The organism is Pseudoalteromonas luteoviolacea CPMOR-1 (assembly GCF_001625685.1).
In the GTDB taxonomy this organism is placed as follows: domain Bacteria; phylum Pseudomonadota; class Gammaproteobacteria; order Enterobacterales; family Alteromonadaceae; genus Pseudoalteromonas; species Pseudoalteromonas luteoviolacea_K.
The window spans coordinates 78,047-105,045 of the sequence record NZ_AUYC01000014.1 but is presented as its reverse complement, the minus strand read 5'-3'; the positions used below and the strand labels follow the sequence as shown (position 1 = coordinate 105,045).

Annotated in this window: 26 protein-coding genes; 12 read left to right on the top strand and 14 right to left on the bottom strand. The window is 41.2% G+C overall.

What is annotated here, in order from left to right:
* Window positions 1-24: 24 nt before the first annotated feature.
* From galU to rplU, 7 genes are all read right to left on the bottom strand, one after another.
* Window positions 25-900, bottom strand: coding sequence for a UTP--glucose-1-phosphate uridylyltransferase GalU (gene galU / locus N473_RS03720; RefSeq protein WP_063366774.1), 876 nt, complete (start codon window positions 898-900; stop codon window positions 25-27).
* 140 nt (window positions 901-1,040) lie between these two features.
* The gene (gene hpf, locus N473_RS03715; protein WP_063366773.1) at window positions 1,041-1,397 is read right to left on the bottom strand and encodes a ribosome hibernation-promoting factor, HPF/YfiA family; all 357 of its coding nucleotides are present in this window, start codon (window positions 1,395-1,397) and stop codon (window positions 1,041-1,043) included.
* Window positions 1,398-1,708: 311 nt separating this feature from the next.
* The gene (locus N473_RS03710; protein WP_039611930.1) at window positions 1,709-2,083 is read right to left on the bottom strand and encodes a DUF3718 domain-containing protein; all 375 of its coding nucleotides are present in this window, start codon (window positions 2,081-2,083) and stop codon (window positions 1,709-1,711) included.
* Window positions 2,084-2,161: 78 nt separating this feature from the next.
* Window positions 2,162-2,653, bottom strand: a complete 492-nt coding sequence (folA, locus tag N473_RS03705) for a type 3 dihydrofolate reductase (RefSeq protein WP_063366772.1) — start codon at window positions 2,651-2,653, stop codon at window positions 2,162-2,164.
* 51 nt (window positions 2,654-2,704) lie between these two features.
* Entirely contained in the window at window positions 2,705-3,850 is a 1,146-nt protein-coding gene (gene cgtA, locus N473_RS03700; protein ID WP_039611931.1) for an Obg family GTPase CgtA, read from the bottom strand.
* A 129-nt stretch (window positions 3,851-3,979) separates the two neighbouring features.
* Window positions 3,980-4,237, bottom strand: a complete 258-nt coding sequence (gene rpmA / locus N473_RS03695) for a 50S ribosomal protein L27 (protein ID WP_063366771.1) — start codon at window positions 4,235-4,237, stop codon at window positions 3,980-3,982.
* A 19-nt stretch (window positions 4,238-4,256) separates the two neighbouring features.
* Window positions 4,257-4,568 (bottom strand): 50S ribosomal protein L21, encoded by a 312-nt coding sequence (gene rplU / locus N473_RS03690; protein WP_023399739.1) that lies wholly within the window; start codon window positions 4,566-4,568, stop codon window positions 4,257-4,259.
* Window positions 4,569-4,947: 379 nt separating this feature from the next.
* Here rplU and ispB point away from each other — a divergent pair, with 379 nt between their 5' ends.
* Window positions 4,948-5,922 (top strand): octaprenyl diphosphate synthase, encoded by a 975-nt coding sequence (gene ispB / locus N473_RS03685; RefSeq protein WP_063366770.1) that lies wholly within the window; start codon window positions 4,948-4,950, stop codon window positions 5,920-5,922.
* 30 nt (window positions 5,923-5,952) lie between these two features.
* On the opposite strand, the gene N473_RS03680 is transcribed toward ispB, so the two are convergent.
* A complete protein-coding gene (locus N473_RS03680; protein ID WP_039611933.1) occupies window positions 5,953-6,225 on the bottom strand; it encodes an oxidative damage protection protein in 273 nt (90 codons plus the stop codon).
* A 37-nt stretch (window positions 6,226-6,262) separates the two neighbouring features.
* On the bottom strand, window positions 6,263-7,321 hold the full coding sequence (gene mutY, locus N473_RS03675) for an A/G-specific adenine glycosylase (RefSeq protein ID WP_063366769.1): 1,059 nt from the start codon (window positions 7,319-7,321) through the stop codon (window positions 6,263-6,265).
* A 125-nt stretch (window positions 7,322-7,446) separates the two neighbouring features.
* On the opposite strand from mutY, the gene trmB reads away from it, so the two are divergent.
* The 5 genes from trmB to arcA all read left to right on the top strand — a co-directional run bounded on the left by trmB (window position 7,447) and on the right by arcA (window position 12,404).
* Entirely contained in the window at window positions 7,447-8,172 is a 726-nt protein-coding gene (gene trmB, locus N473_RS03670; protein ID WP_063366919.1) for a tRNA (guanosine(46)-N7)-methyltransferase TrmB, read from the top strand.
* Between the two features lie 68 nt (window positions 8,173-8,240).
* Complete coding sequence (locus N473_RS03665; protein WP_063366768.1) at window positions 8,241-9,278, top strand: methyltransferase; 1,038 nt, start codon at window positions 8,241-8,243, stop codon at window positions 9,276-9,278.
* Between the two features lie 146 nt (window positions 9,279-9,424).
* Window positions 9,425-11,044 (top strand): sensor histidine kinase, encoded by a 1,620-nt coding sequence (locus N473_RS03660; RefSeq protein WP_063366767.1) that lies wholly within the window; start codon window positions 9,425-9,427, stop codon window positions 11,042-11,044.
* Window positions 11,044-11,571 carry a YfiR family protein gene (locus tag N473_RS03655; protein ID WP_039611936.1) on the top strand — a complete coding sequence of 176 codons (528 nt, stop codon included), beginning with the start codon at window positions 11,044-11,046 and terminating at the stop codon, window positions 11,569-11,571. The genes N473_RS03660 and N473_RS03655 overlap by 1 nt, the downstream gene beginning before the upstream one ends.
* Window positions 11,572-11,678: 107 nt before the next feature.
* Window positions 11,679-12,404 carry a two-component system response regulator ArcA gene (arcA, locus tag N473_RS03650; protein WP_063366766.1) on the top strand — a complete coding sequence of 242 codons (726 nt, stop codon included), beginning with the start codon at window positions 11,679-11,681 and terminating at the stop codon, window positions 12,402-12,404.
* Window positions 12,405-12,408: 4 nt separating this feature from the next.
* Here the strand turns inward: arcA and arcB are convergent, their stop codons facing one another.
* Window positions 12,409-14,736 (bottom strand): aerobic respiration two-component sensor histidine kinase ArcB, encoded by a 2,328-nt coding sequence (arcB, locus tag N473_RS03645; RefSeq protein ID WP_063366765.1) that lies wholly within the window; start codon window positions 14,734-14,736, stop codon window positions 12,409-12,411.
* A gap of 262 nt (window positions 14,737-14,998) precedes the next feature.
* On the opposite strand from arcB, the gene folE2 reads away from it, so the two are divergent.
* From folE2 to N473_RS03625, 4 genes are all read left to right on the top strand, one after another.
* The gene (gene folE2, locus N473_RS03640) at window positions 14,999-15,919 is read left to right on the top strand and encodes a GTP cyclohydrolase FolE2 (RefSeq protein ID WP_063366764.1); all 921 of its coding nucleotides are present in this window, start codon (window positions 14,999-15,001) and stop codon (window positions 15,917-15,919) included.
* Window positions 15,920-16,024: 105 nt separating this feature from the next.
* Window positions 16,025-16,603 carry a DUF2726 domain-containing protein gene (locus tag N473_RS03635; RefSeq protein ID WP_039611940.1) on the top strand — a complete coding sequence of 193 codons (579 nt, stop codon included), beginning with the start codon at window positions 16,025-16,027 and terminating at the stop codon, window positions 16,601-16,603.
* Window positions 16,604-16,723: 120 nt separating this feature from the next.
* Window positions 16,724-17,431: a 5'-methylthioadenosine/S-adenosylhomocysteine nucleosidase gene (mtnN, locus tag N473_RS03630; protein ID WP_063366763.1), complete on the top strand. Its 708-nt coding sequence runs from the start codon at window positions 16,724-16,726 to the stop codon at window positions 17,429-17,431.
* On the top strand, window positions 17,432-18,376 hold the full coding sequence (locus N473_RS03625) for a cobalamin biosynthesis protein CobD/CbiB (RefSeq protein ID WP_063366762.1): 945 nt from the start codon (window positions 17,432-17,434) through the stop codon (window positions 18,374-18,376).
* A 38-nt stretch (window positions 18,377-18,414) separates the two neighbouring features.
* Here N473_RS03625 and tyrS read toward each other — a convergent pair whose 3' ends face one another.
* Window positions 18,415-19,614 carry a tyrosine--tRNA ligase gene (gene tyrS / locus N473_RS03620; protein ID WP_063366918.1) on the bottom strand — a complete coding sequence of 400 codons (1,200 nt, stop codon included), beginning with the start codon at window positions 19,612-19,614 and terminating at the stop codon, window positions 18,415-18,417.
* 151 nt (window positions 19,615-19,765) lie between these two features.
* On the opposite strand from tyrS, the gene N473_RS03615 reads away from it, so the two are divergent.
* Window positions 19,766-21,103, top strand: coding sequence for a peptidoglycan DD-metalloendopeptidase family protein (locus tag N473_RS03615; protein ID WP_063366761.1), 1,338 nt, complete (start codon window positions 19,766-19,768; stop codon window positions 21,101-21,103).
* Window positions 21,104-21,151: 48 nt separating this feature from the next.
* Here the strand turns inward: N473_RS03615 and N473_RS03610 are convergent, their stop codons facing one another.
* On the bottom strand, window positions 21,152-22,075 hold the full coding sequence (locus N473_RS03610) for a hypothetical protein (RefSeq protein ID WP_063366760.1): 924 nt from the start codon (window positions 22,073-22,075) through the stop codon (window positions 21,152-21,154).
* 9 nt (window positions 22,076-22,084) lie between these two features.
* A complete protein-coding gene (radA, locus tag N473_RS03605) occupies window positions 22,085-23,455 on the bottom strand; it encodes a DNA repair protein RadA (RefSeq protein WP_039611945.1) in 1,371 nt (456 codons plus the stop codon).
* Between the two features lie 139 nt (window positions 23,456-23,594).
* On the opposite strand from radA, the gene N473_RS03600 reads away from it, so the two are divergent.
* A complete protein-coding gene (locus tag N473_RS03600; protein ID WP_063366759.1) occupies window positions 23,595-26,093 on the top strand; it encodes a PilZ domain-containing protein in 2,499 nt (832 codons plus the stop codon).
* Between the two features lie 18 nt (window positions 26,094-26,111).
* Here N473_RS03600 and ampE read toward each other — a convergent pair whose 3' ends face one another.
* Complete coding sequence (ampE, locus tag N473_RS03595) at window positions 26,112-26,996, bottom strand: beta-lactamase regulator AmpE (RefSeq protein WP_063366758.1); 885 nt, start codon at window positions 26,994-26,996, stop codon at window positions 26,112-26,114.
* Window positions 26,997-26,999: the final 3 nt, after the last annotated feature.

Genomic DNA, 26,999 nt, shown 5'->3' with positions numbered 1-26,999 from the left:
AAGCTCGCTTACTACGCTCACGCTTTATAACGACTTGATGTACTGAGTAAACTCGTTGCCTAATGTTTCATCCTTCATTGCATACTGAACAATCGCTTTAAGATAGCCGAGCTTATCACCACAGTCATGAGATATGCCACTCATATGGAATGCTTCAACTGTATCTGTTTCCATTAACATATCTATGGCATCTGTTAGCTGGATCTCACTTCCCGCACCGACAGGTGTTCTTTTCAAAAGCGGCCAAATTTTACTAGATAGGACATAACGCCCAACAACAGCTAGGTTTGATGGCGCTTCTGCTTGATTAGGCTTCTCAACCATAGACTTGATAGCCGTGCTTTGGCCTGGCGACAGCTCAATGCCACTAATATCAGCGATACCATATTTGCTGACATCTTCATGTGGTACTGGCTCCAGCATGATTTGGCTATTGCCATTTTCTTGGAAACGTTTAACCATTGCAGCTAAGTTTTCGCTTCGCTGATCAGCGCTATATTCATCCAAAATTACATCAGGTAGCACAACGATGAAATCATCATCTCCAACAATTGGCTTTGCACACAAAACTGCATGACCAAGGCCTTTGGCTTCACCTTGTCTTACATGCATTATTGTGACGTCTTCAGGACAAATAGAACGGATTTCATCCAATAATTTTCTCTTCACTCGCTTTTCTAATGTCGCCTCTAACTCAAAGCTTGTGTCAAAGTGATTTTCAATTGCATTCTTTGAAGAGTGAGTCACCAAAACAATTTCTTTTACACCAGCAGATACACACTCCTTTACAATGTATTGAATAAGCGGCTTATCTACAACCGGTAACATTTCCTTTGGGATTGCTTTTGTTGCTGGCAACATGCGAGTACCCAAACCCGCAACAGGGATAACTGCTTTCATATGTGTTCGCTATTGAATTATATTTTTTAAGGTAAAGTCTAATTCTATCTTACATAGCAATTGTGTGAAATGTTTAAAGTAAAATAAAAATTCGCTCAAATTGCTATTGTAAAAAAGGGGTCTTATGACCCCTTAATGTACTAATTTAAATTCATTTCTTGTATTATTTCATGCGCAATTTCTGGTGTTGTACTTACCGGCTTTTCATGCTTATTTGCTTTGAGTTGCCCTTTTCGATGCTTTAACGACGCATCTAATTTTTTTGCTGCATTCGCAATAGCGGGATACATAACATCATTGTCTCCCTTAACTGATATTCTAGATCCAGCGTAGTTTGTACTTATTTCCGTATAGAATTTTTTATGCTCTTTACTAATGATAATGTCGAGCGATAGCAATGAAGGAAAGTGATTGGCAATTTTTGAAAACTTTTCTTGTACATGCTGTTTCACTGCATCTGTAATGTCTACATGATGACCAGAAAGATTAATCTTCATAGGATCTTCCTTTTTTTATTTACCCTATAAATAAGTATTGGAGCATACCTTCCAATTCTCAAGGGCAAATTTAAGAAAATTGTCATGATGTGGTTATCATTTTGATTTAGGTCATATTAATATGCGACAAAAAATAGGGCTGATGCTAACTAGATGGCGATTGGGTTTTACGCGAAAATACCTCCCATTTAGCAAAGGGGGATGCTAACGTCTTTAAAACGATAACTTTAAAGTTTAATGCCGCACAGAGTAATTTACAGGCATTAAAAAAGCCCCCATTTAGGGAGCTTTTCATCAAAGCCAAGAATGAATTACAAACCAGCTCTTTTCTTTATCTCTGCAATAAGTGGCGAGGCACCATGTCCATTGCTTTCTGCCCAAGCAATATCTGCACCATCTGATAGCGCACTTTTTGGTAACCCTTTGACAATTAACTTACCAGTTTCAACGGCATTACTTGCAATAGCATGGCGAAGAATATTATTACCATTACACTGGATTGAACCAAAAATATTACGGACTTTCACACGTGAACTCTTAAGCGCTTTACGAACACGCCCTTTATCATCCACAGCGATGTACTCGCATAATGTGATAGCCAACTGATCGTTTGCTTTAGTTTCTGAACTAAAAGAAAACGCGCCCAAACCAATACAAACACTTAACAAAACAGGTACAAATTTCATTGCCAATTCACCTAGCACTTTTTTATTACATAAGGACAAACACTATTGTAGCAACACACACAACTGTTAGCAACAAAGTCATAATCCTTTATTCAAAGTTACGAACTTATAACGATATTTATTTCTGTCATCTGGCTCATGAACTTCGCTTTCAATTTCTACCCAATCACCTGAAGAGGTATGGTCTGGGAATCGCGTGTCCCCTTCAACATCCAGATCAATGTATGTTAAATACAACCTTGTACATAATGGTAGAAACTGATTGTAAATATTTCCACCCCCGATGATCATAACCTCGTCTATTTTATCCACTAAAGCGAGCGCTTCTTCAGTAGAAGTTGCAACCTCAATACCTTCGGCCTGATACTCTGTATTTCTTGTAATTACAATATTTCTTCTGCCGGGTAACGGACGACCAATTGATTCAAATGTTTTTCTGCCCATGATAACTGGCTTGCCTAGCGTTATTTTTTTGAAATGTTGTAGATCGGCAGGCAAGTGCCAGGGCATTTTATTATCATCCCCTATCACTCTATCCTTCGCCATCGCTGCTATCATTGATATAACCACAATTCTCTCCAGTAATAATTTTGTATTAAAAAAGGGCCAAACGGCCCTTTATTATCTTTCGTAGATAACTTCTACATCGTAGTCATCTTCATCCCAGTCATCCCAATCATCATTTTCTTGAGTTGCCTGACGATGATAAGTATCCCACTTAAACTCAACCTCTTCTTGCTGTTCCTCGTCAAATTTATCTCTTGGCAAGGTATCTAACAGGCCTTGTATATCGTAACATAATTGTTGGGTATTAAATTTATTCGCCGCAGATATACGGTACACTTCTTTTGCATCTAATTCTTGAGCAATACGTTCACACACATCTTCTAGCTCATCTTCTGCAAGTAAATCGATTTTGTTTAATACCAACCAACGAGGCTTTTCCGCAAGCTTAGGGCTGTATTGATGTAATTCATTGATAATCGCAAATGCGTTATCTACAGGATCTGTACCATCAACAGGCATCACATCCACAACATGCAACAACACTCTACAACGCTCTAAATGCTTCAGGAATCGGATACCTAAGCCTGCACCATCAGATGCGCCTTCAATCAAACCTGGTATATCAGCAATAACAAATGACTTATTCGCTTCAGGTCTCACCACACCTAGATTCGGGACCAGTGTAGTAAATGGATAATCAGCCACTTTTGGTTTTGCCGCCGATACGCTGCGAATAAAGGTTGATTTACCAGCATTAGGCAAGCCAAGCAGTCCAACATCAGCTAAAAGCATCAACTCAAGCTTTAAGTTTCTCACTTCACCTGGCGTCCCAAGTGTTTTTTGCCTCGGTGCACGGTTAGTACTGGATTTAAAACGTGTATTACCTAAACCATGGTAGCCACCTTTAGCGACAAGCAGCTTTTGTCCATGACGAGTTAAATCACCCAAGCTCTCTTGAGTATCAACATCTGTAACACGAGTACCTACAGGCACTTTCAAAACAAGATCAACGCCTTTTTTGCCGGTGCAATTACGACCTTGACCATTTGTACCACGCTCAGCTCGATGAAATCGTTCAAACTGATAGTCAATTAAAGTATTGAGGTTTTCATCAGCCTCTAAAAATACGCTGCCGCCGTCGCCACCATCACCGCCATCTGGACCACCATCTGGGACAAACTTCTCTCGACGGAACGAAACAACACCGCTTCCCCCATCGCCGGCTTCAGCACGGATCTCTACTTCATCGACAAACTTCATGGTTACTCTCTTACTGGATTAGAATAGCAACAGCTATTATAGCAAGGTACGCTTAGCTGCTGATAAATAATATGTAGCTATAAAAACAAAAAACCCCGCCTAAGCGGGGTTTTTATCAATCTTTACCGATTACTCAGCAACGATGCTAACGTATTTACGGTTTAAAGGACCTTTAGTTTCGAAAACTACTTTACCATCTGCTTTTGCAAAGATAGTGTGGTCTTTACCGATACCTGCGTTAGTACCAGCGTGGAACTTAGTACCACGTTGACGAACAAGGATGTTACCCGCTAGAACTGATTCGCCACCGAAACGCTTAACACCTAGGCGTTTACTTTCTGAATCGCGACCGTTACGAGTACTACCAGCTGCCTTCTTATGTGCCATCTTTCTGTACCTCTAAAAATTAAGCGCTAATGCCAGTGATTTTAACTTCAGTGAACCACTGACGGTGGCCCATCTGCTTACGAGAATGCTTACGACGTCTGAACTTAACAATCTTAATTTTCTCGCCACGACCGTGAGAAACAACCTCAGCTGTTACTTTACCGCCATTTACGAATGGTGCACCGATCTCGATCTTTTCACCATCAGCAACTAGAAGTACTGAATCAAATTCAATTGATGCACCAGTCTCAACGTCTAATTTCTCTAGACGAATTGTTTGACCTTCAGTCACACGGTGCTGTTTACCACCACTTTGGAAAACCGCGTACATAATTAACTCCGTTGTGCGCCCTCAAATCGACGCAACTTAATATTCTTCAATAGGGCGCGAAGTTTACGCTAATGTCGAACTACACGCAATACCCTAATGACAAAATAATGAATAAAAATTGGCTTGTTTGAGAGCATTAATTCATTTTTGCCTATTCTAGCTAAAAAGTTCGCATTGCTAAACTATTTTTTACTGCTAAAACTTCACATCTAAATACTTGACAGATCATAACAGTACAGATATCGAACACGAAAATGACCATTATTTAATCCAATCATTATTTTTTTAACTATCTATACGTTTAAAATTCGAGTCGGCTGAAATTTTAATGTACAATCTGCGGCGTTTATCTCTAACTGGGGCTTTAGCACGGTATACTATGGATATTAAGACTATCCAATCATTGATTGAGCAAGACATGCTCTCTGTGAATCAACTTATTTTTGAACAAATGCAATCTGATGTTGCATTGGTAAATCAATTGGGTCTGTATATTGTTAATAGTGGTGGAAAGCGGGTTAGACCAATGCTAACACTGCTTGTTGCCAAGGCACTTGAAGCTGAGCAACAAAATAAACATATCACTTTAGCTACCATCATTGAGTTTATTCATACTGCAACCTTGCTACACGATGATGTCGTCGATGAGTCAAACCTAAGACGCGGAGAGCCAACGGCTAATGCTGAATTTGGTAATGCCGCAAGTGTACTTGTTGGAGATTTTATTTACACTCGTTCCTTCCAGCTGATGGTTGGGCTCAATAACATGGAAGTCATGCAGATATTGGCAGATGCCACCAATATCATTGCTGAAGGTGAAGTGCTGCAATTAATGAATTGCAACGACCCAGACACCACTGAGCAGAGTTATATGCAAGTCATCTACAGCAAGACTGCAAAACTATTCGAAGCGGCAACTTTATTGCCAGCGGTTGTCTCTGAGCAGCCTGAAAACATCAAAGAAGCATTAAAACTATACGGCATGCATTTGGGTACCGCATTTCAACTGGTTGACGATGTACTTGATTACAGTGCCAATGCTGAATTACTGGGCAAAAATATCGGAGATGACTTAGCAGAGGGTAAGCCAACACTGCCCTTAATTTACGCAATGAAGTCAGGCACAGAGACGCAAGTCGCGCAAATTAGAGAGGCCATCGAATCAGGTAACGGCATCGATAATTTACCTGATATATTGCAAACACTTGAAGAAACAAATGCACTGCAAAAGACCATGTCAAAGGCTCAGCAAGAATCTGAAAAAGCTATCTCACAACTTGCATGCTTAAACGACTCAGCATTCAAAAAGGCACTGATTGCCTTAGCGAAGCTGTCAGTAGATAGAGACTACTAAAAATGAAAAAAGCTGCCTAGGCAGCTTTTTTTACTTTTCTGGTGGCCTATAGCCTTCAATTTCAACTTCTTTATCTTCAAATAAGAAGCCAACCATTTGCTCTTCTAATAACTGTCGATGTTCAGGATCCATCATATTTAAGTGCTTTTCATTGATCAGCATCGTTTGCTTATGTTGCCACTGTTGCCAAGCTTCTTTCGAAATATTATTGAATATACGCTCACCTACTTCACCTGGATACAATTGAAAATCCAAACCAGCAGCCTCTTTGTTTAATTTCTGACAAAAAACTGTACGTGCCATCTTCTCACCTATACTCTGTCTTTTTGATATGACAAGTTTACCCCATTGCCTTTAATACTTTAACTAACTTTTTAGTCGGCGCCGCAAGCCCTACTTCAGATGGGTGATTAATATCGTACCAGAGCAGCTGATTATCATGCACACAATCAGGTATTTGCTGTAATTCAACACAGACTGGTGTAATTGTGAGTTCAAAGTGAGTAAAAATATGAACAAATGGATCTAACGTATGAGTTGTGACCTCTATGCCTTGCTGAACCAAAAAAGCTTCTAAGTCAGCTAAGTTTGCAAACTCAAAAAAGCCGAATAAACCGCCCCAGATACCACTGTTAGGGCGCTTTTCCATCAGTACTTGACTGCCCACTTTTACCATTAGATGATAAGCAGACTTTTTAGGTTTTTCTTTTTTAGGTTTTGAATTTGGGAATTCCTTCACTCTATTATTTTTGTAAGCTAAACACTTTTCAACAAGTGGACAAGCCTCACATTGAAACCGTGAACGTGAGCACAAGCTTGCCCCCAAGTCCATCATCGCTTGGTTAAATTCTCTCACATCTCCAGATGGCGTTACCGCATTGGTCAGCTCCCATAAGTGATTCTCCACTTTTTTAACGCCATACCAACCTTCAACCATAAAAAAACGTGCCAATACACGCTTCACATTACCATCTAGAATAGAGTGGTGTTGACCTAAAGCAAGTGAGAGTACAGCACCCGCTGTTGAACGCCCAATCCCAGGTAAATCAACAACCTGATCAAAAGTTTCTGGGAATTTTCCGCTATATTTATCGCGTATAATTTTGGCTGTTTTATGAAGGTTTCTTGCCCTTGCGTAATAGCCTAACCCAGTCCAATGATGCAGTACCTCATCTTCATCCGCATCAGCCAAGTCAATGACTGTCGGAAATCTTGACATAAAACGCTCAAAATAAGGGATCACAGTGACGACTTGCGTTTGCTGCAACATCACTTCAGACACCCACACTTTGTATGGAGTCTTATCTATTTGCCATGGCAGTGTTTTTCTGCCATGAAGGTGGTACCAATCCACAACTTGTGTTGCGAACCAATCTGCTGTTTGACGGTCAACGGGCATCTTTATTCTCTATCTACTAGCTACAGGCGCCAGTGTAAGAAGGTTTTTAAAAACGTCAAGCTCTTGTACTTATCGACGCGAACAGGGATAATATGCGCCCAATTTTTACACCGCAGATGATGACAATGAACGAATCGAGTAAACAAGCACTAGAGCAGGCTGAGCAAGAAGGTAAATACATCCGAAAAGTGCGCAGCTTTGTAAAACGTGAAGGTCGCCTAACTAAAGGTCAAGCAGCAGCACTAGAAAAGTGCTGGCCAACTCTTGGACTTGAGCACAGCCAAGGCTTACTCAACTTCAATGAAATATTTGGCAACGACAACGACGTAGTTGTAGAAATTGGCTTTGGTATGGGGAAATCACTGGTTGAAATGGCCAAAAATAATCCAAACCAAAACTTTATCGGTATCGAAGTTCACCGCCCAGGTGTTGGCGCATGCCTTATGGAAGCAGATGAACATGGCCTAACAAATCTACGTGTTTTTGAACACGACGCAGTAGAAGTATTGGCCGATTGCATCCCTGATAGCAGCTTAAGTAAATTGCAGCTATTTTTCCCAGATCCATGGCATAAAAAGCGTCATCACAAGCGCCGTATTGTGCAGCCTGAGTTTGCACAAAAGATCCGTGCCAAATTAAAGGTTGGTGGTGTTTTCCATATGGCAACTGATTGGGAAAACTATGCGGAGCATATGCTAGAAGTCATGCAACAAGCAGAAGGCTATAGTAATCAATCTGAAAATCATGACTACGTACCTAGACCTGACTTTAGACCACTTACCAAATTTGAGCAGCGTGGGCACAGACTAGGCCACGGCGTGTGGGACCTCATGTTTGAGCGCACAGCTTAATTATCAGTAAGGGGCGCTCTCAGCCCCTTTAATTTCATGTGACACCAGCTAACTACCTGAGAACAATAATGCAAAAACTATCAAATCCTAGCTTACTTTTACTTCGCAATGAAGAGGAACTCCATGGCGAAAAAGTACTTGTCATTAATCATAGTGATGATGGTTTCTTGCCTGAATTAACAAAAATTAATTCCACATCTCAGGTTTATGCTTTTAGTTATAATTTCGCCGATCACCTTGCAGCTTCCAAGCACCAGCACGTGACTAGCTTTGTCGGTCATAGCTTACCAAGTATCGATGATTTGGACTTAGTCATTTATTACTATCCCAAATCTAAGCCTGAAGCGAACATGATGTTATCTAACATTCGAGCGAACCTAGGTAAAGCAACTCGTTTACTGGTTGTTGGGGCAAATAAAGGCGGTGTTAAATCAGTTGAAAAACAACTCAAGCCCTATGCCCAGGCAAGCTATAAATTAGATAGCGCCAAACATTGCATACTCTATGAGTTCAATGAACTCACTGAAGAACAACACTTTGACATTGCCGATTATCATCAAACATTTAGCGTTGAAGTCGCGGATCAAAACTTCGCAGCGGTCAGTGTGCCGGGGGTATTTAACCATGGCAAACTCGACATCGGGACAGAGCTGCTGCTCAACCATCTCTCTATTCCTCAAAAAGGCAATGTACTAGATTTTGGTTGCGGTGCCGGTTTAATAGCAACTTACATGCTCAACGAGCGACCTAACTTATCGCTATACTGCTTAGATGTCAGTGCACTTGCTCTTTACGCCAGTGAGCAAACGCTGAAAATGAATGGCCATACAGGACATTTCATATTAAGTGATGGTTTAGGGCAAGTGACAGAAAAATTTGACGCAATTGTGAGTAATCCACCATTTCATACCGGTTTAGATACTGATTACAGCATTGCTGAAACATTTTTAGCAAATGCCAAGCATATGATGAAAAAAGGTGCAAACTTGCAAATAGTCGCAAATAGCTTTTTAAAGTACCCACCTATTATGGAACAACATTTTAAACACTTTAAAACTGAGACCAAAAACACCAAGTTTGCTGTATACCATGCACAAAATAGTTAAGTCAGTGAGCTTTACCACAAACAAAAAGTAATACTAAATGCTTGGCTAACGATAAGATAAAAGGAATTGTCCGCTTTTTTGTTAACTTACTTAACTAAGCTGCTAAACTAAGGTTAGCTGTTAAGAGGTCCACCTATGAGCGCGCAATGGGAAAACACGCAACAAAAACAAGTATAAGAAAAGTTTTGATAAGTGCTGTTATGCTAGTAACAGCTTTGTCGCTCTCTCTATCCATTTCAATTTCTACTTATCTTGACGTCAAAGAGCAGAAAAAGTTAATCGTCAACAAACTGCAAATGATTGCTGAGATAATCGCATTTAACGCACAAATCACACTCATTTTTGATGATAGAAAAACCGAAGAAAAGCGACTCAAATCGTTTAATAAAGTTGAATTAGTTAAAAATATTCATATCTATGCCATTGATGATGTCACCAATAAGCCCGTGTTTTTCACCAGCTACAACGCAAGTAAAACGCCCCCAGTCCCTCTGAAAGTCAATGATATTGAGACACTCAAAGAGCCAAAAGTGTCCGCTGATTACGTCGAGCTGATCATACCTGTTGAATACGAAGGTAAAGTTGAGGGGTATGTCTATGTGAGAGGTGGTTTAGAACGGCTATCGCAGTACATTAATCAAAAAATACTGGTCGATATTGCGCTCACGTTGATCGTATTAGTTTTAGTACTGTTTGTCGCGCGCGCCATTCAAAAACGAATAGCTAATCCAATCGACTCTCTATCACTCATGCTGCAAGATGTGTCCAAAAATCATAATTATTCTGCGAGAGCGACAAAAAGCGACATTGAAGAAGTCAACATGCTGGCCAATAACCTCAATATCATGCTTGCTCGCACGCAAAATCAATTGGCTCGCCATCAGGCTGATAAACTCGAAATCAAGCAGCTAAACCAAAACCTAGAGGAAAAGGTGAACCAGCGTACCATCGCATTACGTGAAGCTAACCAAGAGCTACTCAACACCTTAGAGCGAATGCACCAGTACCAGAATCAAATTGTAGAAAATGAAAAAATGGCTTCGCTGGGACAAATGGTGGCCGGTGTTGCTCATGAGGTAAATACCCCTATTGGATTAGGTGTTACTGGTTCTACGCTGCTCCGGGACAAATTAGCCGACATCAATGCTGCATTTGAGCAGAAAACCCTGACATCCAAACAGTTAGAACGCTTTATTCATGACGGAATTGAAAACCTAGACTTAATATACCGAAATTTAAATCGCGCTGCAGAACTGATCTCCAGCTTTAAAAAGGTGGCAGTTAGCCAAGATGTTGAAGTTAGCTCTGAAGTTAATATCAACAAATTATTCCATGCTATTGTCAGCAGTATGCGCGCTGAAATTGACATTAAAAACGTGGTTTGGGATCTCTCGTGTCCAGAGCAACTGACGGTGAGAACCAAAGCTGGCTTATTACAACAAGTATTTGAACAGCTTTTATCTAACTCCCTCATCCATGGCTTTTTAGACCTCAAAGATAATCAAATCCATATTCATGTAGAGCAACACAATCAAAGTCTTGAGATTATCTATCAGGACAATGGGATTGGTGTATCAAATGCAGTCAAAAAACGTATTTTTGATCCGTTCGTCACAACTAAACGTGGAGAGGGTGGCAGCGGTCTCGGTATGCACCTTGTTTACAATTTAATCACTCAAGCTTTGGGTGGCACTATAACCCTGTCTGATGATAATAAAAAAGGTACGGAATTTATTATAACTTTGCCTCTAAAAGGGGTAATTTAATGAAAATAATGTACCTAATAGCTGCATTTATTTTTATTTTTTGTAGTTTAAACGTTGACGCAAAAACACCTCATGAAATTCGTTCCGCTTTTTTATACCAAATGGCAAAGTTAATCGATTTTCCGGAGCAAAAAAATAAACAAGTAACCAGATTTTGTTTTTATGATTTAAATCATGGACCCGGCGCTATTTTAAATAAAAATAATAACTTAAAAATACGTGGTAAACCGATAGATATAATAAAAGTAAACCTTTCTGACCCTTTTAGGGAACTTTCCAAGCGCTGTGATATCACATACATTGATGAAACAATGGAAGATGATATACTATCCTCTTGGACCGATACAATTACCTTAAATATGGTGACTGTAGGCGAAAGTATCGAATTTCTGGAAGGGGGTGGGATTGCTTCCTTGGTCCAAGAAGGGAGTAAAATTCGGTTATATATTAACAGACAAGAAGTTGCACAACATAACTTTAAAGTGCTCTCCAGGCTACTCGCAGTTTCTAAGTTCTATCCTGACTGATTTTACTTGTTAACAATTGAATATACTCCTATAATCGTTAACATTCGGTTTTATTATATAACACCGAAGTTTTTGTAAATAAAACATTCCGAAAAGGTTAATTAATAATGCAAACGCCAGTCATTCTAATTGTTGAGGATGAAGACGTAACTCGACTGAACCTCGTTAGTTTATTTGAAGCCGAAGGTCATAAGGTAATTGAAGCCATTGATGGCGATGATATGCATGAAAAATTGACAGCAAACGACGATGTCAACTGTGTAATCATGGATATAAACCTTCCTGGTAGAAACGGCCTAATTTTGGCTCGTGAGTTACGCCAGAAAAAAAATGTAGGCTTAATTTTCTTAACAGGTCGTGATAACGATGTCGATAGAATCTTAGGTTTAGAGATCGGTGCAGACGACTACGTTACAAAACCGTTCAACCCTCGTGAACTAACTATCCGAGTACGTAACCTCATTTCACGTACAGGGTCAACACCTGAAGAGTCAGCTATTGACAGTAACGGTGTTATCACGTTTAACGGATGGGAACTAGACGAAAATAGTCGCTGTCTAACATCACCAACAGGTGAATCTAAGCGTCTACCAAAAGGTGAGTACAGAGCGCTACGCTTGATGCTTGACTCTCCAGGTCGTATTTTCAGCCGTGAACAACTTATTAAGCACATGACAGGCCGTGAGCTTCGCGCTAACGACCGTACTGTTGATGTGACGATCCGTCGTATTCGTAAGCACTTCGAAACCGACAACAACACACCTGAGCTTATCAGCACGATTCATGGTGAAGGTTATCGCTTCATTGGTAAGATCGATAACACTCAACCATAGTTCGCTAAGAGTTTTCAGCGAGTTTTGCAATTAATGAGTGAAGGGCTAACTGCCCTTCTCTTATTAATTCTTCCAAATCTTCCACCCACACCTTTCGCTTCTGTGCATCGACCTCTGCACACTCTGTCTCCATCACTTTCGCATGTTGCTGAACAGATTTAAGTCCCACAGAGCCAGCCGCACCTTTAAGTTTGTGTGCCACAGAGCCGTACTCAGCCACATCATCCGCTAGGTTTGCTGTTTTTAATTCATCGCAATATGTTGGGTTTAGCTTAGCAAATAGCTCACAACTACGCTTGAAAGTATCTACTCCCATAGATGCTACGAAATCCGTAATCGTCTCAATATCGAGTAGCTCACGTTCAATTTCTAGTACTTCAATGGTGCTTTGTTGCTGGGCGTTCACTTCTTCTTTTACACTATCAATACCAAATAGCTCGGCAAGCATTTTATCTAACTTGGTGGTATTGATTGGCTTAGCAAGCGCACCTTGGATACTGATCCCCTGTAACTCTTGTTCTGCACTACGAACATTTGCCGTCAGTGCGACTATAGGCAAGCCGTCAAAATGACTATCATCTCTGATCTGCCTAGCCACTTCATCACCATTTAAATCAGGCAACTGCATATCTAATAAGATCAGATCTAAGTCGTCTTCTGTTTGTACAAGAGACAGCGCATCTTCGCCAGTCTCAGCCCATATTACTTCGTGACCACGTTGTTCAAGTAAGTTAGTTGCAATCTCAGCATTGAGCGGTACATCTTCTACAAGCAAAATATACAGCCCCCTGCCCGCATAACTTTGCTGGCTTGGCGCAGTACACAACTCAAGTGGTATTTCTACATCAAAGCGACTGCCTTGGCCTGGCATACTGCTGACCGCTATTCTGCCTTTCATTGCCAGCACAAGTGCTTTTGTCACCGCAAGACCAATACCAGAGCCAATCGCGTTGTTACCTTCAGCATCAGGCGCCTTGTAGTACATATCAAAAATCTTATCTTGCTGCTCTGATGAGATCCCAACACCTGTATCGATGATACTCATTGAAAGCCAAGGGCCGTTTTCACGATTTTCTCTGCGACACTCTAACGTAACACTGCCTCTATGCGTGAACTTCACCGCATTATTGATCAGATTCCAAAGTACCTGACGCAAACGAGTCGGATCGAGTAATGCATATATATCTAGCACACCGGAACGTTGAATTTTGAACTCAAGCCCTTTTTGGCCCGCTATTAAATCTGAAAAATTAACCACATCATTGATAAAGTCAGAGACATTAATACTATCCGTCGCAATATCTAGTTGCTCTCGATCAATCTTATCCAGATCAATAATATCATTGAAAATATTACCCAATGTCTCAGCACTGGAAAAGACTGTATTACACCAACTTTTTTGTTGCTGTGTTAGCTCAGTATCAAGTAGCATCCGAGTTAAACCCACAATGCCATTAAGCGGCGTTCTGAGTTCATGGCTTAGTGTGGCAATAAATTTCCCTTTGTCTTTATAGGCCGTCTCAAGTGCCTGTTCAGCTTCTTTTCGACTCGTGATATCACGACCAAAAGCAAGTAACCCGATATACTCGCCTTCGTTATTAATAAAGGGGAGTTTACGCATTTCAAACCAACGGTTTTCGTCTTTTACCGGATACTCTACATCGAGAGATAAGGTTTGCTGGGTTGCACTAACTTGCGTATCAGTCTCCAATACCTTGGGTACAACTTGGTCGATAAAAATCTCATCTGCGGTTTTACCAATCAATCCTTCGCTGTCGATACCAATGACCTGCTCGAATTTTTTATTACACCCCGCAAATACACCATGTTCATCACGGTAGTAAAATAAATCGGGGGATGAATCAACTATCGAGCGTAACAACATGCTCTGTTGGGCGAGCTCTTGCTCCGCTTTACGGCGCTCTGTTATTTCGTTCCGTAATTCAGCTATTGCACGATGCTTAGCATGCAATGCCATTTTACGTTCATCAATTTCATTATTAAGGCGGTTAATATTGTCTTTAAGTGTTTGGTTGAGCAGTTTTTCCTGCTGTGTTGCTGATTCTAAATACTCTTTTGAGCTTTCCAACTGCCGAATAGCAAATACGGCAACCGATATGAGCAAGGGTGAAGTCAAAGCGGCAAAAACTACGACCGAAAGTACATTGACTAATGTAACTGAACCCAGCGCCACATAAAAAAACATACAAGACAAAACCAGCGACGCAACCAATACCAATGTATAAGCAATTGCTCCGGCCTTGCGTTCACCATATTTTCGAACCAAATTAGAAAGAATTCGAGCCCAAGACCCAAATGAAGAATCAAGCATAATAATAGTCACCTTGTTAACGCCGCTATTATACCTCAGCTGAGCACATATGCGAGCGGCCAAGCGCTGGAACTTTGTTGAAAAATCTCAAACTTTTAAATTTATCACAATCCGAAGTAACCACATAAAAAATGTGATAATGTATCAAATATTGCACACTATATGACTTTTTCTTTATTCAATATGAGAATAACCACAGAAAAAAAACTCGATTTAGTGTAATATAAGAGCATTTCTGAGGTCGTGATTAAAGAGAGTTTAAATGCCAACTTCAATGCCAGACATTGCGCACAGTGCTGCTGCGCTGAAAACCGGAACGTTAGACTGGGTTGGAATGGGAGATATTGAATTACCATTTCAATTTGCCAGTAAAGGACTAAATGATATTCCTGTCACTGCTAAAGCTGATGCTTTCGTCAGTCTAGATAAAGCGGATGCTAAAGGCATACATATGTCTAGGCTATACTTAGCATTAGACAAACTATCATGTGAACAGTCTTTATCACCAGAAACACTTACGGCATTGCTAGACCAATTCATAACCACTCACGAAGGTTTGAGTGGCTCAGCCAGAGTCATTATTAAATTTGACCTGCCTCTGCGTCGCGCATCGCTACTCAGTGGTAAGCAAGGCTGGAAAAGCTACCCAGTTACTATCACTGCCACTTTAAAAGAACAGAAACTCAGTATCGAGCTTGCTGTTGATGTCACTTATTCATCAACCTGCCCGTGCTCTGCTGCACTGGCAAGACAACTGATTCAGAATGCCTTTGAAGAAAAATTTGCAGGTCAACCTTTGGACCATGAAAGTGTGCACGCATGGCTTGGCACTACTGAAGGTATAGTGGCAACCCCTCACTCCCAGCGCTCTATTGCCAATATCAAGGTGCAGCTACCACAAGGTGCTCCAGACTTTGATATTAAAGCGTTAATCGACATTGCAGAGCAAGAATTACAAACACCAGTTCAAGCGGCTGTAAAACGTGAAGATGAGCAAGAGTTTGCAAGGCTGAATGGACAGAACCTGATGTTTTGTGAAGATGCGGCAAGAAAATTAAAAGCACTGTTAAACCAGCAAAACTTTGCCGACTTTTTCGTTAAGATAAACCATTACGAGTCTCTCCACGCTCATGACGCCGTTGCCTATGCGGTTAAAGGGATCACTGGCGGCTATAAGGCCTAAGGGCCTATAGGCGTTAAATAACCTTTAGCGCCTACCTTAAAATCACTTCCGGCACACTCCTTGCTTGTAAATTATCAAAGTCAATTTGTTGTCGTGGAGTGATTTATGGAATTAACACTTTTAGCTATTTTAGCGCTCGTAGTTATTGCCTCTATCGTAATTTCTAAATATACCGACGTGGGTGGCAATCCTTATCCGTTTAACCGTAAAGAGTCTGTTTTTACGACTGTAGAAGCGTCCTTTTTGCAACTTCTCGAGCGAGCTGTAGGTGATAGATATAAAATTGTAAGCCGCGTAAAGTTAGTCGACGTCATTGAGTGCAAGCCAGGCTTATCAAAAAAAGCTAGACGCTCAGCCATTACCAAGGCGCAAAATAAGCAGCTCGACTATGTATTAGTAGATAAGAGTACACTCAATATTGTCGCCGCGGTAGATTTGGTTAATAACGCCAACAAGAATGGCCACAAAGCCCAAAAAGATTGGTTTGTTAGTGGTGCACTAGAGTCTGCGGGGATCCCTCATATTAGAATGAAGATAAAATCGGGCTATAAGAGTCCTGAGGTTCGTGCCGCAATCTTATTCAAGTTGGGTCAAAAACCTGACAAAACTAAGCCTATTCGCAATCGCAACAATAAACCTGCGGTGCTTTCACCATCACAAGCAAAGGCGCTTGCTGAAATCTAACATCATCCCCCTTGCTGCTTAAATTTTTAAGCAGCAAGTCCTACAGTTTTACCGACGAATTAATGCTTTCAAAATAAGAATGTATATAATGAACAAAAATTAAATACAAAGAGATGAATTATGAAAATTGGCATTATCGGTGCGATGGAGCAGGAAGTTACGATTTTACGTGACACAATGCAGTCACCTAAAACACTTACAAAAGGCGGGTTCACATTTTATACCGGTGAGCTTGGTGGCCATGAAGTAACACTTGTGCAATCAGGCATAGGTAAAGTAGCCGCGACAGTGGCAACAACATTACTTATCGACAACTTTGAGCCTGATTGTGTCATTAATACTGGTTCTGCCGGCGGGTTTGAGCCTTCTTTGAATGTTGGTGATGTGGTGATCTCAAGCGAAGTACGTCACCATGATGTAGATGTTACTGCATTTGGTTATGAAATAGGTCAAGTACCACAAATGCCAGCCGGCTTTGCAGCTCACCCAACTCTTATCAAAGCATCTGAAGCAAGCATTCATGCTGTGGGTGATATTCAAACTATGGTTGGTCAAATTTGCACTGGTGATTCTTTCATGTGTGATCCTGTGCGCATTGAAAAGACACGTCAGGATTTTCCAAATATGTTAGCCGTTGAAATGGAAGGTGCTGCAATTGCACAAGCATGTCACGTACTAGACACCCCCTTTGTTGTGATCCGCTCATTATCAGATATCGCAGGTAAAGAATCTCCACAGTCTTTTGATGAATATTTAGAAGTTGCTTCTGTCAACTCATCAAAGCTAGTGGTCGCATTACTTGAAAACCTGCAACAGGTAACCCTGTAAGTGACACTCAATTTGTTGCAAGCCCAAGAGGGCTTGCTTATCTTTTGTTTGGCCCTGATATGTGCATTTGGCTTGAAGCTTTCAAAGCTCTATCATCCCAATACAGTCTTTGCGCTACTCACTAGCAATTTAGCCAAACGCGTCGTAAAAAAACATAACTCTGATGCTCAACATACCCTTTCAGGCTCCCTGGCTTGCTTTTTACCAATACTGACTGTGGTTGTGTTGCTCTACGCCTTATCTTATATCTCTTTCTATCCTCAGTGGTTTGGCGGTTTAATCTTATTTCTATGCTTAGATACCCATTTTGAGACACGCGCTCGACGCATTGCAAAACTGATATCCCATGGTCAAAAAGGATCGGCAAAGCAGCTATTAACAAGTATTGTAAGTAGAGATACCGATAAGCTATCTGAAGTTGGGGTCATCAAAGCGTGTTTAGACTCACTAGCCCTCAACACAGTACGTCATTTTTATCTTATTATCATTTTTTATATTATCGCAGGACCCTACATCGCACTTACCTATAAGTTATTATTACTTTGCGACCAAAGCTGGAGACAGCAGCTAAGCATCAGACACCCATTTATGCGACCAGTTCAGCGTTCGATATATTTACTTGAGTGGCTTCCACTACGAGGGTTTGCTTTTATCATGGCCCTCACACAAAACTTCTCTAAAACAAGACACTACTTTAAACATTATGCACAGCATTATGTAAATAAAAACTCAGGCTGGGTCATGGCGCTGTTTTCTGCTAACTTGAATGTGCAACTTGCAGGACCTAGATTTTACAACAACGAGCGTTTTGACAACATTAGGATTGGTAGTGATAGACAACCGGTGGTTGAAGACATTCAGCATATGTTAAAGCTGTTAAGCAGTATGAGGTTATTTTGGCTGGGGCTAACTGCTTTAATTTGGTTTGCAATTAATTTGATATAGCCAAGTAGTCATCACTACTTGGCTATCTAATCAAGCAATTAGTTTACTGTTACTCTCGCAAACTTACGTTTACCAACTTGGTAAATCTCAGTACTGCCTTTCGCTATTTCTAGTTTAGTATCAGTGATTTTCTCTTCACCGTTAAGCTTGACTGCGCCTTGTTTGATCATACGCATGGCTTCTGACGTACTCGCTACAAGACCCGCTTCTTTTAATAAATTAGCAATAAACGTGGTGTCGCCTTCGATGTTTATTGATACCTCAGGAATATCGTCTGGCAATGCATTCTTCTGGAAACGCTTAATGAAGTCCTGATGTGCAGCTTGTGCGTCTTCTTCACTGTGGAAGCGAGCAATCATCTCTTTTGCGAAATCAATTTTGATATCACGAGGGTTACGACCAGCTGTCACTTCTTCTTTTAATGCTTCAATCTCGGACAAAGACTTAGCACTTAGTAGCTCATAGTAACGCCACATAAGATCATCAGAAATCGACATGACTTTACCAAACATTTCCGTTGGTGCATCTGTGATACCAATATAGTTGCCTAAAGATTTTGACATCTTTTGCACACCATCAGTCCCTTCAAGCAGAGGCATCATCAGAACTGTTTGCGGCTTTTGACCTTCTTCTTTTTGTAACTCTCGGCCCATCAATAGGTTAAAGCGTTGATCCGTACCACCAAGCTCAACATCTGCTTCCAATGCAACAGAGTCCCAACCCTGAACAAGTGGATATAAGAATTCATGGATAGCAATTGCTTGGCCGCCAGCATAACGCTTTTTAAAATCATCACGCTCTAACATACGAGCCACAGTTTGACGTGATGCAAGCTTGATCATGTCCGCACTGCTTAATTTCTCCATCCACTGAGAATTAAACGCAACCGTAGTTTTTGCTGGGTCAAGGATTTTAAATACCTGCTCTTTATACGTTTCTGCATTAGCAAGTACGTCTTCACGAGTAAGTGGCTTACGAGTGACATTTTTACCAGTTGGGTCACCAATCATGCCGGTAAAATCACCAATTAAGAAAATGACCTCATGACCTAAATCTTGGAAAGTTTTTAATTTATTAATTAGTACTGTGTGGCCTAAATGCAAATCAGGCGCTGTTGGATCAAATCCAGCCTTAATACGCAGCTTTTTCCCTGACTTTAATTTCTCTTTCAGTTCGTCTTCAATTAATATGTCTTCTGCACCGCGCTTAATTTCAGCAAATGCAGTTTCAATGTCCACCATTATCACTCCAACACAATATTCAGTTTATCGCTCGATTCTAGCCTATATTGCACGGAGTTTAAATGCACAAAATACTGGTATTAACGCTTTATTACGTATATGCTGCACTATTATTCATAAAATTTCTTGACAGCGAAAAAGGCACGTTATGGTACCTGCAGTAAATAAGCTTCCCAAAAAACACAAAATGCTTATTGTCGGCTTGTTGGCTGCAATGGTTGGGATAGCCTTGCTGCCCTCTGAAAAAGCCACTGCATCTAAAGATCATAAAGATGATGCATTAGAAATTGGCAAGCGATATGAGCTTCCAATTAAAGTTGAAGAGCAACAGCCAGAGCAATTAACGACACTAAGTGCTGAAGTTGAAAAACCTGAAGAGCAAGAAAATACAATTAGTTATGACTATGTAGATCATAAAGTACGCTCTGGTGATAGTCTCGCTGTGTTGTTTAAACGTGCTGGCTACTCAGCTCAAACGTTGCATAATTTAGTTAATACCAACGAAGAAACGCGCAAGCTGACAAAAATCCACCCAGGTGAAACCCTCAGCTTTGCAAGCGACACACAAGGTAATCTCGCACAACTGAAATATGTGCTTTCCAAAACAGATACACTGTATGTCACACGTACTGAAAATGGTAACTATGCCACACAGATAACCAGTAAAGAAATCGAAACGCGTGAAAAAACCGCTGGCGGTAAAATCCGTTCAAGCTTTTGGACTGCGGGTATCTCTGCTGGCTTGACGCAACGACAGATCATGAACTTTGCCAATATTTTTGGTTGGGATGTAGATTTTGCCAACGACATTCGTGAAGGCGATACGTTCACACTAGTTTACGAATCACATTATGTTGATGGTGAAGAAATTGGTAATGGTAAAATCATTGCCGCAGAATTTATGAACCAAGGCGACCGCTACACAGCTATTAGGCATACCAATGGCGAGTTTTATACGCCAGAGGGTCGTAGCATGAAAAAAGCCTTCCTACGTGCACCGGTAAACTTCAAATATATTAGTTCTAATTTCAACCCGCGTAGATTACACCCTGTTACGAAACAAGTACGACCACATAGAGGCATAGACTACGCAGCTAAAGTAGGCACCCCAGTAGTCGCAGCGGGCAATGGCCGAGTAACCAAAGCCGGTTTTAACCGCCTCAATGGTAATTACGTATTCATTGAGCATGGCAGCCAATACACAACCAAATACCTTCACTTGCATAAGTTGCATGTAAAAACAGGACAAAAAGTGAAGCAGGGCCAGAAAATAGGTACTGTTGGCGCAACTGGCCGTGTTACTGGACCACACTTACACTATGAGTTTTTAGTCGACGGTACACACCGTAACCCAAGAACAGTTAAATTGCCGAAGTCTCTACCATTGCCAAAACAAGAACTTGCGAAGTTCAAACCACTGGCAGAACAAATGTTAGTAAGGTTAGAGCGCAAACGTGAGTTAATGCTTGCTTTAAACGACAAGTAGACAAAATTCAAGCACAAAAAAGGCGAGGTTTTCCTCGCCTTTTTGCTGTTAACGACCCACAATTTTAAGTTTTAAAAACTCTTCTAATGCCTGTGGGTTTGCAGCCAAAGGCTGAAGCTGTAAGCCTAGCTGCATGAAGCTCGTATTTTCAGGAAACTGCATACTTACCTCAAGTGAAGACAATCCAGCGATAAATGATTGAATAGCCTGTTTTGCCTCATCACTTGCTGGCACATTCTCCATTTGCATCGCGATCATTGCCTTAAGCTGCTCATGATCAAGCCCGCCTTTTTGTAACTCATCTTCAACAAGAGATTTGAGCTCACCCTCATTTTTCAAAGAAAATGACATCTCAACTGGCTGTAAAGACTGCATCGTGGTGATCATTTTGCTCTGCATTTGCAACTCGGCTTCTAAAGTCATTTCGCCTTGATCGTGCATTTGCTGAATATCATGTTGCAACTCCATAAAGTCTCGGCTGTTGCTCAACGCGATATCCATACCAAAACTCACTACTTTTTCAGCCGCCATATCAAATTCTAATTGACTGTCACCACTGGACTCATCATAACGCATGGTAGAGTTGAGGTTATATTTAGCGTCAGATAACGCGCTTGGTATCGCTTCTACAGCGGTGGCTTTAAAATCATTCGACAATGATAAGCCTTGAACCTGAAGTACTGTTAAAGGACTTATCTTCCCTTCCTCATACCCTTTCAAAGAAAAGCGTTCAATCTCTACTAACCCCTGCTCTGTATCTTGCTCCTTAAATGAGATATTTTCCAACACTACCGTATTACTTAATAAGCTGTAATCTACGTTTTGATAGCTCACCGCGAGACCAGTTTGCTCAGAAAACTGCTGTATTTGCTGTGCTACAACTTCGTTTGCCGTTTTATTTGCATACCAGTTTACACCTGCCACGCCACCTGCAACAGCAAGTGCAACGCCTGTGAGAGCCGCTTTATTCATAATGATTCCTTAAAATAGCGCTTGTAATGCATCGTTTAAGCTGGAAACACCAATGACTTCCATCCCTTCGATATCTTCTTTCGGTTTATTGGCGACTGGTACAATAGCACGTTTAAAGCCGTGTTTGGCAGCTTCTCTCAGTCTTTCTTGACCGCTAGGTACTGGGCGGATCTCCCCTCCTAAACCTACTTCACCAAATACAACTAACTGTTTATCCAACGCGTAGTTTTTAAAACTGGATACTAAAGCGGTGATCAACGCCAAGTCGGCACTGGTTTCATTCACTTTAACCCCACCAACCACGTTAACAAAGACATCTTGATCTGCAACCTGCAAACCGCCATGACGATGTAAGACAGCCAATAACATTGCAAGACGATTCTGCTCCAAACCAACAGTCACACGTCGCGGGTTGGCTAACTGGGAATAATCAACAAGCGCCTGAACTTCGACCAGTAGAGGCCTCGTGCCTTCCCAAATCACCATAACCAGAGAACCGGGCGTTTGCTCTTCCCCTCGGTTTAAGAAAATAGCTGAGGGGTTATTTACTTCCTTAAGCCCCTGGCCCGTCATGGCAAATACACCAAGCTCATTGACGGCACCAAAGCGGTTTTTATTACCCCGAAGCGTTCTAAACCGACTATCACTACTCCCTTCAAGTAAAATAGAACAATCAATACAGTGCTCTAATACCTTAGGTCCAGCAAGCGTGCCATCTTTAGTTACATGGCCTACCATGATGATTGCAACTTGATTCTGTTTTGCAAAACGCGTCAGGTAAGCAGCACTTTCTCGCACTTGTGAAACACTTCCCGGCGCTGACTGTACATCCGTCATATGCATAACTTGAATAGAGTCAATCACCATGATTGCTGGCTTCTCCCTCAACGCCAGCTGACAAATCGTTTCAACATTGGTCTCGGCAAGCGTTTTTAGTTTATCTGTAGGCAACCCCAAACGCTTTGCACGCATAGCGACTTGCTGTAGTGATTCCTCACCCGTAACATATAGCGTCGGCATCGATTGCGCGAGCAAACACATCGTCTGCAATAGCAAAGTACTTTTACCCGCGCCAGGTTCACCGCCGATTAAAATGGCACTGCCAGGGACAACCCCTCCACCTAAAACGCGATCAAACTCTTTGAATCCTGTTGAAAATCTTGGCAAAGACTCTAGATTTACTTCATCTAGCGTCTGAATTTTTGCTTCGACAACACCTGCATAGCCAGTTGTGCCTGCACTGCGTGGAGCCGCTTTCACAGAAGGTACACGAAACTCTGTTACGGTGTTCCAGGCTTTACATTCAGAACATTGCCCTTGCCAACGAGCAAATTCCGCTCCACAATCACTACATACAAATGCGGTTTTCTTTTTTCCCATATATATCAAGGCATAGTTATTGCTTAAATGGAAAACCCAGTTAAGCTACAAGTTAAGAATGTAGCTATACTGACATAAAATTGGCGAAGGCTGAAATAATAACAAAGAGACATTGTCTGCGGACAAACTGCGAAAAGCTATGAGTGAAGATAAATTAGAATTACATCAAGACCTTATTAATGACCTAAAAGGAGATTTAGGCGATCCAAATTTTGATTTTATCTTCAAACAAAAGACCGCACATCTCACAAAACCTGATCAATTCTTATTAAAGATGGAAATGACGCGCCTATCTCAACCTGTTGCACGCTTTATTGATCTAAGAGGGCAGGTCTCTGGTGATGTAAAACCGTACGAGCATGATGGGAAGCAACACTTTATGGATGATCTCGCCATCAGTGTTTTCGAGCGAGAAGTTGCGCAACATGGCGGTTACACCATGGCTGTTTACGAGGCCGTTATGCACACCGACAATAACTACAAGGTGATGCAAAAGCAAGCTCAAGATCAAGATGACACCGAACCTTTGGTCGTTTTTGAGCATGAAGCACAATTGATTCGATTCGCTTCATATGAGAGCCGTATAGAAGAACGGATGAACTACTCAATCAAAATTACGGTTGAGTTAAAAAGTGGAACTACTATCCCCGCGAGTACCTCAGATATCTCATTGAGTGGGGCAAAGATCAAGCTTGGAAAAAACTATCATGTCCACCCCAAGAATGTGATCACACTTCGATTGGTCGGATTAGAGCAAGATTTTGAACTCGGCTTAAAAGAAGGGATTCAATACGAAGTAGTCGCCGTAGAAGAGTCAAACTCAGATTATAATTATGTCCGCTTAAAGCGTACCTTTGTAGAAAATAACTCAGGCTTTGATGAATTTTTAGAAAGCTTCATCCACGGTAATAAACGACGCTATAAAATTAATTTAGACAACACCATGGATGCCGTTGTTTGCAAAGGATACGAGCAATATTACCTTCCTAGAGTCAGCTCTCTTTTTGTATTTTTCAGTCGAGTTAATAACCTGCTTCTCCCCAGTATGGTACTCACTAACGAGAATAACGCATTCATCAATTACTATTTTGAAGATGAGCGAAAAACCTCCTGTTTGTATAGCGTGTTTAATAATAAACGACTGCAAAAATTACTGTTGCAATCAGCGCCAGTAAAAGAAGCCTATTGCTATACATTTACGCACTCTAACGGTGGTAAAATCTATTTTTACTCTGCATTTGACTGGGAACTAGAGCAACAGCCAGAGCTGAAGAGCTTATTTTTAGGGTTTGGTAGCGAAAAAGATAGCTGGCGAGTCTTCAAAGTGCAGCTTATGCCTAGCCACCATGAAGATGCGTTTATCCCGCTGTCATTACCAAAAAGTGCAGGAAAAAATGTTGAAAAGCTCAATAAGCGCCCTCCTCCTCGTGCACAAGGTCTTATTGAACCAGTCCATCACTTAATGCTGTTGACAGAGATCACTACCCCTGAGCTTAAGTCGCACTGTAATCAAATGTCTTATGCTCAAGAGAGTATCAACCGTCTCAAAGAATTTGGGCATGGTAAATCGAAAAACCCGCCCCCACTGGAAAAAGTCGCTTTAGAGTATGTCAATTTAAGATCGCATAAGCGGTTTTTATACCGTACCGCAGTCACCTTAAATATTTCTGATAATCAATCAATAAATGGCAATACGCGAGATTTCTCTGTGATGGGCCTACAGATCGAAGTTGAAAACGCCATAGATGTCACTAAAGGCGATTTAGTGACGATTGATTTACCAGACCTACAAAAGATAACTAAACAGCATGCTTTATCGGGTTTAAGATATGAAATCATGGCGGTGAGTAAATCAAAGACCATTATTAATTTAAAAGTCAAACAAGTTGCAGGTGTCACACACACTGCAATGGAGTTTTTTACCGCACTCATAGAAAATAATAAAGACAAACTTCAGCCGAGCGAAGAAGCCCCTAAAATACCAGGCCTATCTACTGCGCTGAGAAATATGGTTACAAAGAGCATTTGTCAACTGCCGCTCTATCTTCACAAAAAGGCATCACATATGGAAATTGGTGCAGTAGGTCATGGCCTATATCCCTCTCCACTGCATAATGTCCTGTTGCCACATCTCACGACTCACAATGGCCAAGAGCTACTGTTCCCAGATAAACTCTTTCCTGTTAATTATGTTGCTGAGCCTTTAACCGACTTGATGAGAGAAAAGTCCCGACAAGATAAACCGCTTAGGTTTACGCTTTTTGTTCATTTTGACGAAAAACAAATTAACGAACAAAACCATGGCGTGAAATCTCAGTGTATACCTTTTGGAGAGCCCATTGAGCCACTATTTTTATTTGCTAAAAAAGCGCTCAAAAATGGCATCCTATTTATCTGCCACCTTTATGTATCAAAAACAGGCCGCCCAGATATGGACCACTTAGCCAATGAATTGCGCTATGTCAGTCACTATGCTTTACACAAAGCAAAAGGTTTAGAAGAGGCGCTATGGTCAGTCAACGGGGTATGTGACGTTGTAGACGTGACAGATGTAATGATGCCTGTATTGGGACTAGAACCCCATTTAATTGAAAGAATGCAGCAGCGTAAAAAAGAGTGGCTTACTAAACATTTTTAATAAGCCACTAAAGTTGGCTTAGTTTAGGCCTGCAAACAGCGTCAGTGCAGCCACTAAAAACAGATAAAATAGTACATTGCGCTTAACTAGGCGCATCATGCAGGCAGCTTCATATGTACAGCCGAAGTACTGCTGCTCAATTTGCTCAGCGGACAACGCGGTCTCCGTGACCACTTTGCGATTGCAAGTTTTAAAATCCAGTAAATACTTAAGCCAGCTGCCAGTTCCTTTTGAGAAGTTACCAATGATGAGATAGCCAAAACCAGCAAGGCGAGCAGGCAACCAGTTTAGACAGTGAAATAATACGTCGAAACGGGCACTGTGAGGCGCCATTAATTCAGCACATTTTTGCTCTGCATGTGACGGCTCCCCGTTAACTTCGTCTTTAAGGACTTCAACAACCGCGCGTGTTGCTGCATACATAATGGCACCGGGTGCCCCAAGCACAACAAACCAAAACATCACAGCACAGTAATGTGTGAAGTTGATCCATGCTAAAGTTTGCCCAAACGTTTCACCGTTTGGCTCATCCTCAGTTTTAGTTTGGCCCATTTGCATTGCATACAAGGTTGCCGCCTCATTATCATCTCTGGCCAAAGCATTGAGGTAACCTTTATACGATTTACGATATTTGGCACAGCCAAAACAAACGAGCAAAACAACAACATTTAATACCAACTGCCACAGAACAAAATCAGAAAAGTTATACAGAAATGCAATTAGTAGCGCGGGCAACATAAGCCACAACATAGCGCCGACACTGGTCTTAAACAGCCAGTTTACTGCACTTTTTTGATAGCTAAAGGCTTGGTATTGCGCCAAATAATAATCAATTTGCCAGCGAGATGATTTGGCACCTAAACGCTCAATTATCAATGCCACTAATATCGAAATTAATATCATGTT

Excerpts from the sequence above, each read along its gene's own strand:
- hpf (WP_063366773.1), bottom strand. The coding sequence starts at position 1,397 with ATGAAGATTAATCTTTCTGGTCATCATGTAGACATTACAGATGCAGTG.
- N473_RS03600 (WP_063366759.1), top strand. The coding sequence starts at position 23,595 with ATGAGTGAAGATAAATTAGAATTACATCAAGACCTTATTAATGACCTA.
- arcB (WP_063366765.1), bottom strand. The coding sequence starts at position 14,736 with ATGCTTGATTCTTCATTTGGGTCTTGGGCTCGAATTCTTTCTAATTTG.
- N473_RS03660 (WP_063366767.1), top strand. The coding sequence starts at position 9,425 with ATGGGAAAACACGCAACAAAAACAAGTATAAGAAAAGTTTTGATAAGT.
- ispB (WP_063366770.1), top strand. The coding sequence starts at position 4,948 with ATGGATATTAAGACTATCCAATCATTGATTGAGCAAGACATGCTCTCT.
- folE2 (WP_063366764.1), top strand. The coding sequence starts at position 14,999 with ATGCCAACTTCAATGCCAGACATTGCGCACAGTGCTGCTGCGCTGAAA.
- galU (WP_063366774.1), bottom strand. The coding sequence starts at position 900 with ATGAAAGCAGTTATCCCTGTTGCGGGTTTGGGTACTCGCATGTTGCCA.
- arcA (WP_063366766.1), top strand. The coding sequence starts at position 11,679 with ATGCAAACGCCAGTCATTCTAATTGTTGAGGATGAAGACGTAACTCGA.
- mutY (WP_063366769.1), bottom strand. The coding sequence starts at position 7,321 with ATGCCCGTTGACCGTCAAACAGCAGATTGGTTCGCAACACAAGTTGTG.
- N473_RS03710 (WP_039611930.1), bottom strand. The coding sequence starts at position 2,083 with ATGAAATTTGTACCTGTTTTGTTAAGTGTTTGTATTGGTTTGGGCGCG.
- N473_RS03655 (WP_039611936.1), top strand. The coding sequence starts at position 11,044 with ATGAAAATAATGTACCTAATAGCTGCATTTATTTTTATTTTTTGTAGT.
- ampE (WP_063366758.1), bottom strand. The coding sequence starts at position 26,996 with ATGATATTAATTTCGATATTAGTGGCATTGATAATTGAGCGTTTAGGT.
- cgtA (WP_039611931.1), bottom strand. The coding sequence starts at position 3,850 with ATGAAGTTTGTCGATGAAGTAGAGATCCGTGCTGAAGCCGGCGATGGG.
- N473_RS03615 (WP_063366761.1), top strand. The coding sequence starts at position 19,766 with ATGGTACCTGCAGTAAATAAGCTTCCCAAAAAACACAAAATGCTTATT.
- N473_RS03610 (WP_063366760.1), bottom strand. The coding sequence starts at position 22,075 with ATGAATAAAGCGGCTCTCACAGGCGTTGCACTTGCTGTTGCAGGTGGC.
- radA (WP_039611945.1), bottom strand. The coding sequence starts at position 23,455 with ATGGGAAAAAAGAAAACCGCATTTGTATGTAGTGATTGTGGAGCGGAA.
- rplU (WP_023399739.1), bottom strand. The coding sequence starts at position 4,568 with ATGTACGCGGTTTTCCAAAGTGGTGGTAAACAGCACCGTGTGACTGAA.
- N473_RS03635 (WP_039611940.1), top strand. The coding sequence starts at position 16,025 with ATGGAATTAACACTTTTAGCTATTTTAGCGCTCGTAGTTATTGCCTCT.
- mtnN (WP_063366763.1), top strand. The coding sequence starts at position 16,724 with ATGAAAATTGGCATTATCGGTGCGATGGAGCAGGAAGTTACGATTTTA.
- rpmA (WP_063366771.1), bottom strand. The coding sequence starts at position 4,237 with ATGGCACATAAGAAGGCAGCTGGTAGTACTCGTAACGGTCGCGATTCA.
- N473_RS03680 (WP_039611933.1), bottom strand. The coding sequence starts at position 6,225 with ATGGCACGTACAGTTTTTTGTCAGAAATTAAACAAAGAGGCTGCTGGT.
- N473_RS03665 (WP_063366768.1), top strand. The coding sequence starts at position 8,241 with ATGCAAAAACTATCAAATCCTAGCTTACTTTTACTTCGCAATGAAGAG.
- trmB (WP_063366919.1), top strand. The coding sequence starts at position 7,447 with ATGAACGAATCGAGTAAACAAGCACTAGAGCAGGCTGAGCAAGAAGGT.